The sequence below is a fragment of the Mesorhizobium sp. M1A.F.Ca.ET.072.01.1.1 genome, from assembly GCF_004023325.1.
Taxonomy (GTDB): Bacteria; Pseudomonadota; Alphaproteobacteria; order Rhizobiales; family Rhizobiaceae; genus Mesorhizobium.
Genome location: NZ_RZSF01000502.1, coordinates 1 through 3,453, shown reverse-complemented (window position 1 = coordinate 3,453; position 3,453 = coordinate 1). Strand labels below are relative to the sequence as shown.

Sequence of the window (3,453 nt, the reverse complement as noted above, 5' to 3'; positions counted from 1 at the left end):
CGTCCGCATCAGCTCAGTGATCTAGTCAAACCGGCGGTGAAGCTGTCGAATTCCGGTTCCTGGCCGTCGGGCCATGCGACGGTCGGCACCATGATGGGCATCATCCTGTCCGACATGGTGCCGGAGAAGCGGCCCGAGATCATGGCCCGCGCGGCCGAATATGCCCATAACCGCGTGGTCGGCGGCATCCACTATCCGTCGGATGTCGAGATGGGCAAGATTTCCGGCAGCGCGATCGCCGCGGTCCTGCTCAGCCGGCCCGATTTCAAGACCGAGTTCGAGGTGGCGCGATCCGAGCTGCGGTCCGACCTCGGCATGTGAGCCGTCCGTCGCCGACGTTTCTGCAAGGGCGCCAGCGGGCGCCCTTTTCGCTTGCGGCGCCGGCACGGGAGCAAGGCAGGCGATGCCGATCCTTTGCCGGATGCGCTTGTCTCCCGGGGTCCATCGCGGTAGCCGTTGTTGGTTGCGTTGCGCCGGGCGCGTCGACGCCGTTACACCCGACAGCCGGACACGCGGAGCTCGTCTCATGAAACCCTCGCTCGAAGACACGCTGCGTGCGGCCATCCGCACCATTCCGGATTACCCCAAACCCGGCATCCTGTTTCGAGATATCACCACGCTGCTCGGCGACGCTCGCGCCTTTCGCCGGGCCATCGACGAGCTTGTGCATCCTTACGCCGGGCTGAAGATCGACAAGATCGCCGGCATAGAGGCGCGCGGCTTCATCCTGGGCGGCGCAGTGGCGCATCAGCTTTCGGCGGGTTTCGTCCCGATCCGCAAGAAGGGCAAGCTGCCTTACGAGACCGTGCGCGTCGCCTACAGCCTCGAATACGGTCTGGACGAGATGGAGATGCACAAGGACGGCGTCTCGCAAGGCGAGAAGGTGATCCTGGTCGACGATCTGATCGCCACCGGCGGCACGGCGGAGGCGGCCGTCAAGCTGCTCAGGCAGATCGGCGCCGACATCGTCGCCGCCTGCTTCGTCATCGACCTGCCGGATCTCGGCGGGCGCCAGAAGCTGGAAGCGCTCGGAGTTCCGGTGAGGACGCTGATCGGCTTCGAGGGGCATTAATCAGTGTTGAATGGTGAATAGTGAATGGTGAATAGGGAATGGCTCACTAGTCACCATTCACTATTCACCATTCGCTACTCCACCTTCACCAGCACCGCGCTGTCGAACTCGATGACCTTATCGCCGCTGGAGTCGAAACCTTCGGAACGCAGCGTGAGCAGGCTCCAACCGGGGCGGCCGGCAAGGGGTCGATGGGCAAGCGCTGTGCGGGTGAAGGTTACGGTTTCGCCGGCATAGACCGGCTTCAGCCATTTGAGGTTGCGAAACCCGGGCGAGGGGCCGAATTCGGGCTGCGGGCCGGGACCGGTCCAACGCACGCCCTCGGTCTCCATGCGCTTTTCGAGGTTGTATTTCATCCAGGTGGCGGCGGTGTGCCAGCCGGAGGCGCAGAGACCGCCAAGCATGCTCTTCTTCGCCGCCTCCTCGTCGACATGGAAGATTTGCGGATCGTATTTCCTGGCGAACGCCTTGATCTCGTCGGCCTCGAATTTGTGCGCGCCGAGGGTGACGGTTTGGCCGATGAGGAAATACTCGTCCAGGGTCACGCGACGGCCCCGCGGGTCAGAAACATGCCGGTGTTCTCAAGCTCGAAGACGCATTCGCCGCGCTGGTTGAACAGCTCGCTGCGCATGCTGACCAGGCCGATCTGCGGCCGCGACTTGGACTGGCGCTTGGAAAGCACGGTGACCTTGCCGGTGAGACGGTCACCGGCCAGAACCGGCTTCTTCCATTTGACATGCTCGATGCCGGGTGAGCCTTGCGAGGTCGAATCGAGCAGGAAGGCATCGCACAGCATGCGCATGAACATCGCGCAAGTGTGCCAGCCCGAAGCCGAAAGGCCGCCCAGGATGCTGGCCTTGCCGGCCGCCTCGTCGAGATGCATCGGCTGGGCATCGAATTCGCTGGCAAACTCGATGATCTCGGCGGCGCTCACATTCTTGCTGCCGAGGTCGAGCGAGGCGCCCTCGACGAAATCCTCATAGGCCCAGGTCTTTCCGGTCATGTCGGCAATCCGGTTGACGAACGCGTGATCCCGAAGGTCGGGCATCCCGGATGGAGGCCCGAGCCAATTTGGTCAAGTCCTTTCTGGTGAGCCAGCCAGGCACTCAGGTGTTGAACTTGAACAGCATGATGTCGCCGTCCTGGACGACATACTCCTTGCCTTCGTCGCGCGCCTTGCCGGCTTCCTTGGCCGCCACTTCGCCGCCGAGCGTGACGAAGTCGTTGTAGGAGATCGTCTGGGCGCGGATGAAACCACGTTCGAAGTCGGTGTGAATGACGCCGGCAGCTTGCGGTGCCTTATCGCCCTTGTGGATGGTCCAGGCGCGCGTCTCCTTCGGCCCGACGGTGAAATAGGTGATCAGATGCAAGAGCTCGTAGCCGGCGCGGATCACCTTGTTGAGGCCCGGCTCGTCAAGGCCGATCGAGGCGAGGAACTCCATTTCCTCCTCGTCGGAAAGCTGGGCAACTTCCGCCTCGATCGCCGCCGAGATCACCACCGTGCCGGCGCCCTGCGCGGCGGCCATCTTCTCCACCGCCTTTGTATGCTCGTTTCCCGTGGCAGCGTCCGCCTCAGCGACGTTGCAGACATAGAGCACGGGATGCGATGTGAGCAGGTTCAGGCCCTGCAGGATGCGCAGATCCTCCGCCGCGATGCCATTGAGCAGGACGCGGGTCGGGCGACCTGCCTGCAGCAGTTCGAGCGCCGCCTCCATCATCGGCAGAACGGTCATTGCTTCCTTGTCCTTGCCGGCGGCGCGCTTGCGGACCTGCACGATGCGGCGCTCCAGGCTTTCGAGATCGGCGAGCATCAGCTCGGTCTCGACGGTCTCGGCGTCGGCGACCGGATCGATGCGGCCCTCGACATGGGTGATGTCGTCATCCTCGAAGCAGCGCAGCACATGCACGATGGCGTCGACCTCGCGGATGTTGGCGAGGAACTGATTGCCCAGACCTTCGCCCTTGGAGGCGCCGCGCACCAGTCCGGCAATGTCGACGAAGGAGATGCGGGTTGGGATGATCTCCTTCGACTTGCCGATCGCGGCGATCTTCTGCAGCCGCGGGTCCGGAACCGCCACCTCGCCGGTGTTCGGCTCGATGGTGCAGAAAGGATAGTTGGCGGCCTGCGCGGCAGCCGTCCTGGTCAACGCGTTGAACAGCGTCGACTTGCCGACGTTGGGCAAGCCAACGATGCCACATTTGAAACCCATGTTCGTCCGTTCCTATCGGGAATTCGAGATTTGGTGAGGGCTATGGGCTAAAGCGCGGACGATCGTCAAGCCCTTGGCATGGTCGTTTCGACGCTCAGTCTTTTCCGAACAGCTTCTTCAGCATCGCGGCCATCGGCCCGCTCTCGGGAACCTTCGCCGGCGGCTGCTGCG

Annotated in this window: 5 protein-coding genes and 1 pseudogene; 2 read left to right on the top strand and 4 right to left on the bottom strand. The window is 63.3% G+C overall.

The window, feature by feature from the left end; genetic code table 11:
- Nucleotides 1–321 (top strand): phosphatase PAP2 family protein (locus tag EOA32_RS35095; protein WP_145971468.1); only part of this gene is annotated, 321 nt, incomplete at its 5' end.
- A gap of 205 nt (nucleotides 322–526) precedes the next feature.
- Nucleotides 527–1,072: an adenine phosphoribosyltransferase gene (locus EOA32_RS35090; RefSeq protein WP_128374132.1), complete on the top strand. Its 546-nt coding sequence runs from the start codon at nucleotides 527–529 to the stop codon at nucleotides 1,070–1,072.
- A gap of 74 nt (nucleotides 1,073–1,146) precedes the next feature.
- Here EOA32_RS35090 and EOA32_RS35085 read toward each other — a convergent pair whose 3' ends face one another.
- The 4 genes and pseudogenes from EOA32_RS35085 to EOA32_RS40855 form a co-directional block, all read right to left on the bottom strand.
- The gene (locus EOA32_RS35085) at nucleotides 1,147–1,617 is read right to left on the bottom strand and encodes a MaoC family dehydratase (RefSeq protein WP_066994357.1); all 471 of its coding nucleotides are present in this window, start codon (nucleotides 1,615–1,617) and stop codon (nucleotides 1,147–1,149) included.
- Complete coding sequence (locus tag EOA32_RS35080; RefSeq protein ID WP_066994904.1) at nucleotides 1,614–2,075, bottom strand: MaoC family dehydratase; 462 nt, start codon at nucleotides 2,073–2,075, stop codon at nucleotides 1,614–1,616. The genes EOA32_RS35085 and EOA32_RS35080 overlap by 4 nt, the downstream gene beginning before the upstream one ends.
- 103 nt (nucleotides 2,076–2,178) lie before the next feature.
- Nucleotides 2,179–3,282 (bottom strand): redox-regulated ATPase YchF, encoded by a 1,104-nt coding sequence (ychF, locus tag EOA32_RS35075; RefSeq protein WP_095777301.1) that lies wholly within the window; start codon nucleotides 3,280–3,282, stop codon nucleotides 2,179–2,181.
- A 94-nt stretch (nucleotides 3,283–3,376) separates the two neighbouring features.
- Nucleotides 3,377–3,453: pseudogene (locus EOA32_RS40855) on the bottom strand (aminoacyl-tRNA hydrolase); the annotation flags it as partial.